Here is a 6,787-nt window from a genome sequence, read left to right as displayed (position 1 = left end):
GGAGCTGCCATCCCCGCAGAACCGGTTGTGTTCAGCAAGTGGACCAGCGCAATTGTCGGCCCAAATGACAACATCGAAATCCCCCGCCATTCGACTAAAACCGACTGGGAAGTCGAGCTTGGCGTAGTCATTGGCAAAGGTGGCCGCTACATCCCTGAGGGTGAAGCCCTTGGGCATGTCGCCGGTTATTGCGTCATCAACGACGTGTCAGAGCGCGAGTACCAGTTGGAGCGCGGCGGCACCTGGGATAAAGGCAAAGGCTGCGACACCTTCGGCCCGCTCGGTCCTTGGTTGGTAACTGCCGACGAAATCGCTGACCCGCACCAGCTTGATCTATGGCTGGAAGTGGACGGCAAGCGCTATCAAAACGGCAACACCCGCACGATGATTTTCCAGATCCCCAAAATCATCAGTTACCTCAGCCAGTTCATGAGCCTGCAACCCGGCGATGTGATTTCCACCGGAACGCCACCCGGCGTTGGTCTTGGCATCAAGCCCGAGCCTGTGTACCTGCGAGCGGGCCAACAGATCCGCTTGGGCATCAGTGGGCTTGGCGAGCAGTGCCAGCGTACGGTCGATGCCGAATAAACCCACGAGCGGTTTTACTTTTGACAGAGAAATGAGCCATGACCACGATTACCGCCGTAAGGGTTGAAGACATTCGTTTTCCCACCTCGCAATCGCTTGATGGCTCCGATGCGATGAACCCGGACCCGGACTATTCAGCGGCCTACGTCATCCTTGAGACCGATACCCTGGGCCTGCAAGGCCACGGCTTGACCTTTACCATCGGGCGTGGCAACGAAATTTGCTGTGCCGCAATCAAAGCCCTTGAAGGCTTGTTGGTGGGCCTGGAACTCAGTTGGATTGCGCAAGACATGGGGCGTTTCTGGCATCACGTGACCAGTGACAGCCAACTGCGCTGGATTGGCCCGGACAAAGGCGCGATACACCTGGCCACCGGGGCAGTGGTCAATGCCGCCTGGGACTTATGGGCAAAAGCCGAGGGCAAGCCCGTGTGGCGCCTGGTGGCGGACATGAGCCCTGAGCAACTGGTGCGCTGCATTGATTTTCGCTACATCACCGACTGCATTACCCCCGACCAGGCCCTGCAATTATTGCGCGAACGTGCCAAGGGCAAAGCCGAGCGGATGGCCTTGCTCGAAGCCAACGGCTACCCGTGCTACACCACCTCCGCCGGGTGGCTGGGTTATCCCGACGAGAAACTGCGTCGGCTCTGCCAAGAGGCCGTAGATGCCGGCTTTTCCCACGTCAAATTGAAAGTCGGCCACGATCTGCAAGACGATATCCGCCGCGTGCGCATCGCCCGCGAAGTCCTGGGGCCGGATCGCCAGTTGATGATTGATGCAAACCAGGTATGGGAAGTCGACGCGGCCATCGATTGGGTACGAGAGCTGTCCTTCGCCAATCCGTGGTTCATCGAAGAGCCCACTAGCCCGGACGATGTTGAGGGCCACCGCAAAATTCGCCTGGGTGTCGCCCCGATCAAGGTGGCAACGGGCGAGATGTGTCAGAACCGAATCGTGTTCAAGCAACTGATCATGCGCGAAGCCATTGATGTCGTGCAGATCGATGCCTGCCGTTTGGGTGGGGTCAATGAAGTGCTTGCGGTGATGCTGATGGCCGCCAAGTACAACTTGCCGGTATGCCCGCATGCCGGGGGGTCGGGTTGTGCGAGTACGTGCAGCATCTGTCGATGATCGATTACCTGTGTATCGCCGGTACCCATGAAGGGCGCGTGATCGAGTTCGTGGACCATCTGCATGAGCACTTCGTAGACCCCTGCGTGATCCGCGACGCGGCCTACATGCCGCCTGGCGCGCCAGGATTCTCGATTCAGATGAAAACTGCGTCCCGCGAGCAATACCGCTATCGGGGCTAAAACAGGCTAATTCAGCGGGCGGAGAACAAGAAAAATGTCGTCCCAACACCCACCACGGCTGGATGCACATCAACATTTTTGGCACTACCAGGCCGCGGATTTCCCCTGGATAGGCAACGAGATGGCCCGCTTGCGCCAAGACTTTATGCCAGAGGATGTGCGGCCCTTGCTTGACCAGGCCGGGTTTGATGGCTGCATTGCCGTGCAAGCCCGGGCCTGCGAAATTGAAACCGACCAGTTGCTGGCACTGGCAGCGCGTCATCCTTGGATCTGCGCCGTGGTGGGTTGGGTTGACCTGTGCTCTGCAACTCTCAACCAACGCCTTGAACGCTGGGGCCAAGACCCGTGCCTGCGCGGCTTTCGCCATCAACTGCAAGACGAAGCCGTGCCCACAGACTTTATGCAGGGCCGGGCCTTCAACCTGGGCCTCGCCACCCTGCAGCGTCACGAGTGGGTCTATGAAGTGTTGGTCAAAGAGCACGACCTTGGCGCCGCCAGCGCCCTGTGCCAGCAACACGATCAATATCATCTGGTGCTCGATCACTTGGGCAAGCCCGACATCCACGCCAATAACCCACGGGCCTGGGCAAAACGGCTTGCGCCTCTAGCCGCCCTGCCCCATGTCAGCTGCAAGTTGTCCGGGTTGATCACCGAGGCCCACTGGCAACGCTGGAAAAGCGCCGAACTGCGGCCCTATCTGGACCTGGCGCTGGAGCTGTTTGGCGCTGAACGCTTGATGTTCGGTTCGGACTGGCCTGTTTGCCTGCTCGCCAGTAACTACTCAGACACTTGCGCCCTGGTTGACAGTGTTTTGCACGACCTAAGCGCGTCACAACAAGCCGGAATTTGGGGGGCAACGCCTGTCGCGTTTACGCCATTGAGGGAATCAACACATGAATCTGTATCTACAGGACAAGGTCGTTATCGTCACCGGCGGCGGCTCTGGAATCGGTGCCGCGATCTCCTTGGGGCTGGCCGATGAAGGCGCCATCCCAGTCATTTTTGGCCACAATCCACTGTCCGACGAACTGGCTCGGCAACTGGATCAACGTCAAGCCAAAAGCTTGTTCATCCAGGTCGAATTACGCGACGAAGAAGCCTGCCGTGCGGCCGTTGCCAGCGTGCTGAAACACTTCGGGCATATCGACGGCCTGGTCAACAATGCCGGGGTCAACGACAGTGTCGGGCTTGAGGCCGGACGCTCGGCCTTCGTCGACTCACTGGAAAAGAACCTGATTCATTACTACCTGATGACTCATTTGTGCGTGGACGCACTTAAGGCTTCCTGCGGCTCCATCGTCAATATCAGCTCTAAAACCGCACTCACAGGTCAAGGTGGCACCAGCGGTTATACCGCAGCCAAAGGCGCTCAACTGTCGTTAACCCGCGAGTGGGCAACGTCCTTGCTCAACGACGGAGTACGGGTCAACGCCGTGATTCCAGCAGAAGTCATGACGCCCCTGTACGAGCGCTGGATCGATAGCTTCGCTGAGCCAAACGCCAAACTGGCCAGCATCGTCGAGAAAATCCCCTTGGGTCAACGCATGACCACGCCCTCGGAAATCGCTGATAGCGTGCTGTTCCTGTTGTCTTCACGCGCTTCTCACACCACCGGGCAATGGCTGGTGGTGGACGGTGGCTACACGCACCTGGACCGGGCGCTGACATGAGTACCCAGCGCCAGTGCCTGGCGCTCGACTTGATCGACGACTGTGCACTGATTGCCGAATACGAGTCCCTGCACCAGCAGATCTGGCCGCAGATCTGCTCGCACCTGCGCGACCATGGGGTGCTCGATATGCAGATCTGGCGCCTGGGTACGCGGGTGTTCATGGTCATGGACACCACCTCTGAATTCAATGCCCAAGCGATGCAGGTGGCGAGCGCCAGCAACTCGCGGGTACAGGAATGGGAGGCGCTAATGTGGCGCTATCAACAACGAACGCCCTGGACCTCGCCCCATAACAAATGGGAACCCATGACAAAGATTTTCAGCCTCGCGGAGCAACCTTTGCCCGCGCCCTGACCCTGTTTGAAAATTTACATCGCACCTGATCCTACAAAAAAATAAAAGGAGATGCGCCATGTCAAACAAACACCCAAACGTCGCAGCAGCGTCCTACACACGAGCGGTTACAACCTATCGCTGGGCATTGATTTTAGTGACTTGCCTGTTTTTTCTCTGGGGGTTGTCTTACGGCTTGCTGGATGTTCTGAACAAGCATTTTCAGGAGTCTTTGCACGTCACTAAGGCGCAGTCAGGCTTGCTGCAGAGCGCTTACTTCGGAGCCTATTTTTTGATCGCCCTGCCTGCCGGCTTTTTGATGGATAAATACGGCTACAAGGCCGGCATTCTGTTGGGTTTGTGCCTGTATGCGGCAGGCGCTTTGCTGTTCATGCCTGCCGCCGCGGCGCAAAGTTTTCAGTTTTTTTTATTCGCACTGTTTGTGATCGCCTGCGGCCTTGGCTGCCTGGAAACCGCCGCCAATCCTTATGCCACGATATTGGGTGCTCCCGAAGGTGCCGAGCGGCGCTTGAACCTGGCGCAGTCGTTTAACGGTCTGGGGCAGTTTTTTGGGCCGTTGGTGGGCGGAGCTTTGTTTTTCAGCGGCGCCAGTAACGTCGATACCACCCATTCGCTGCAGATGACTTATCTGGTGATTGCCGCACTGGTGTTATTGGTTGCACTGCTTATCGCCCGCACGCAGCTACCCGATCTGCGCGAGCAAGAACATCAGACACAGCAACTCAGCGGCAAAAGCTTGTGGCAACACCGAGAGTTTGTCACCGGCGTTATCACCCTGTTCTTTTACGTAGGCGCGCAAGTCGGGGTCGGGGCGTTCTTCATTAATTACGTCACCGAACATGGGTCGAAGATGAGCAGTCAGCAAGCCGCCTATTTGCTTTCGATCGCCATGCTCAGCTTTATGTTCGGGCGATTTTTCAGTACCTGGCTGATGGGCCGCGTTAACGCCCAGCGCCTGTTGCTGATTTATGCGCTGATCAACGTGGTGCTCTGCGTGTTGGTGATGATGGGGATGGATGGCATCTCGGTCATTGCACTGATCGCGATGTTTTTCTTTATGTCGATCATGTTCCCGACGCTGTTCGCCATGGGCGTAAAAACCTCGGCCCGCACACCAAGCGCGGCAGCTCGTTCATGATCATGGCAATTGTCGGCGGCGCGCTGCTGCCTTACCTGATGGGCCTGGTAGCCGATCACACCTCCACCGCCATGGCGTATTTGTTACCTATGGGGTGTTTTTTAGTCGTTGCCGCCTATGCCCGCGGCGCACTGAAAAAGCCACAACGGGGTTAAAGCACCAACGTTTGCGAGCGATGCCAGGCATCTCGCACCTTGCGCCAAAAACTGATGCACTCCACTAAAAAAATCGGAGCTCTTCATGCCTAATCACGCGTTGAAGCAGGCGTTGGGCAAAATGCGCCTGCGCATTTTGCCTTTTGTTGCCCTAATGTTCGCGATGGCGATCATCGATCGTTCCAACATCGGTTTTGCCAAACAGGCCTTTCAGGTCGACACCGGCCTGAGCAATGCCGCATTTGCCCTGGGTGCGGGCATTTTCTTTATCGGTTATGCGATCTTTGAAGTGCCCAGTAACTTGATAATGCACAAGGTCGGCGCACGCTTGTGGTTGAGCCGAATCATGGTCACGTGGGGGATCGTGTCAGCGGCGATGATGTTTGCCCACGATGAAACCAGTTTTTACATCTTGCGCTTTTTATTGGGCGTGGCCGAAGCCGGATTGTCGCCCGGTGTAGTGCTCTACCTGACCTACTGGTTCCCGCAAAATCAGCGGGGATCGGCCTACGGCATTTATTATTTCGGGGTGCCATTGTCTTTGATGGTCGGCGGGCCGGTATCAGGCTGGTTGCTGGAAAGCAGCCCGTTTGGCCTGAGCGGCTGGCAATGGATGTTTGTAGCCGAAGGCCTGGCAGCCACAGTGATCGGAGTCATTGCATTCTTCTACCTGTGCGATCGCCCGCGGGATGCCAAGTGGCTGAGCGCCGATGAGAAGTCAGCCATTGAGGATGCCCTCGAACAAGAGCATCTGCAAAAGGCCCTGCATAGCCCGTCCACCTGGCGAGCCGCGCTGATCAACCCCAAGGTGCTGTATTTCACCCTGATCTACTTCACGATCCAGGTCAGCGTATATGGCGTCCTGTTTTACCTGCCAACCCGGATTGCCGAACTGCTCGGCACCGGCATTGGTCTCAAAGTAGGCGTGTTGACCGCCATACCATGGGTCGCCACCGTGTGCGTGCTGTATGCCGTTACCCGCTATGCCGATCGCAAAGGCCAACAAACCCGCTTCGCAGCCCTGATGCTGGCCCTGGCAGCGGTAGGGATTGCCTGTTCGACTCTGAGCAGCAGCCTGACGTTGGTGATCCTGGCATTCTGTCTCGCTGCCTCGGGTTTCATTACCGTGCAGCCGTTGTTCTGGACCCTGCCCACCCGCTACTTGGGGGCGCCGCAGCCGCCAGTGGAATAGCGGTGATTGGTGCGCTGGGCAACCTGGGAGGGTTTCTTGCGCCGACGGTCAAAACCTTTGTCGAACAGCATTTCGAGAGCGCCCATGCCGGCATGTACTTTTTAGCCGGTACAGCACTGATCGGCGCGCTGATGCTAGTCAAATCTGCCAAAACAGGCCCGCTCTCCGTGCCTCAGGCCGATCCCGCGCCCCCCTGCCGTCACACCCGCACTAAGCCGGGCAACCTCGTGACATGCCGGTGCCACGAGGGATGCCCTGTGGGGCAAAAACACATATTCCAAATCGCTAACCCGCGCAGGTTCAAAAGCGGCAACCAGCTTTCCATCGATTGTTGAGCTTTTTTCGAAGCGTTATCAACGCAGCGGTCTCGGCC

At 57.5% G+C, this 6,787-nt stretch carries 3 protein-coding genes and 4 pseudogenes; all 7 read left to right on the top strand.

What is annotated here, in order from left to right; all coding sequences use genetic code 11:
* Positions 1-588 (top strand): fumarylacetoacetate hydrolase family protein (locus tag JFV26_RS33195; protein ID WP_201197696.1); only part of this gene is annotated, 588 nt, incomplete at its 5' end.
* Between the two features lie 38 nt (positions 589-626).
* Positions 627-1,903 (top strand): annotated as a pseudogene (locus JFV26_RS33190) (L-fuconate dehydratase).
* Positions 1,904-1,937: 34 nt separating this feature from the next.
* Positions 1,938-2,800 (top strand): annotated as a pseudogene (locus JFV26_RS33185) (amidohydrolase family protein).
* Complete coding sequence (locus JFV26_RS33180) at positions 2,797-3,573, top strand: SDR family oxidoreductase (protein WP_201197694.1); 777 nt, start codon at positions 2,797-2,799, stop codon at positions 3,571-3,573. The pseudogene JFV26_RS33185 and the gene JFV26_RS33180 overlap by 4 nt, the downstream one beginning before the upstream one ends.
* Complete coding sequence (locus JFV26_RS33175) at positions 3,570-3,929, top strand: L-rhamnose mutarotase (RefSeq protein WP_201197693.1); 360 nt, start codon at positions 3,570-3,572, stop codon at positions 3,927-3,929. Before JFV26_RS33180 ends, JFV26_RS33175 begins: the two co-directional genes overlap by 4 nt.
* Before the next feature lie 58 nt (positions 3,930-3,987).
* Positions 3,988-5,222: pseudogene (locus JFV26_RS33170) on the top strand (sugar MFS transporter).
* Positions 5,223-5,307: 85 nt separating this feature from the next.
* Positions 5,308-6,602: pseudogene (locus tag JFV26_RS33165) on the top strand (MFS transporter); the annotation flags it as partial.
* Positions 6,603-6,787 lie beyond the last annotated feature (185 nt).

The sequence above is a fragment of the Pseudomonas sp. TH31 genome, from assembly GCF_016650815.1.
Lineage (GTDB): Bacteria > Pseudomonadota > Gammaproteobacteria > Pseudomonadales > Pseudomonadaceae > Aquipseudomonas.
This window is presented reverse-complemented; position numbering and strand designations above follow the sequence as displayed.

Coding starts and splice junctions, on each gene's coding strand:
- JFV26_RS33180 (WP_201197694.1), top strand. CDS start 2,797: ATGAATCTGTATCTACAGGACAAGGTCGTTATCGTCACCGGCGGCGGC.
- JFV26_RS33175 (WP_201197693.1), top strand. CDS start 3,570: ATGAGTACCCAGCGCCAGTGCCTGGCGCTCGACTTGATCGACGACTGT.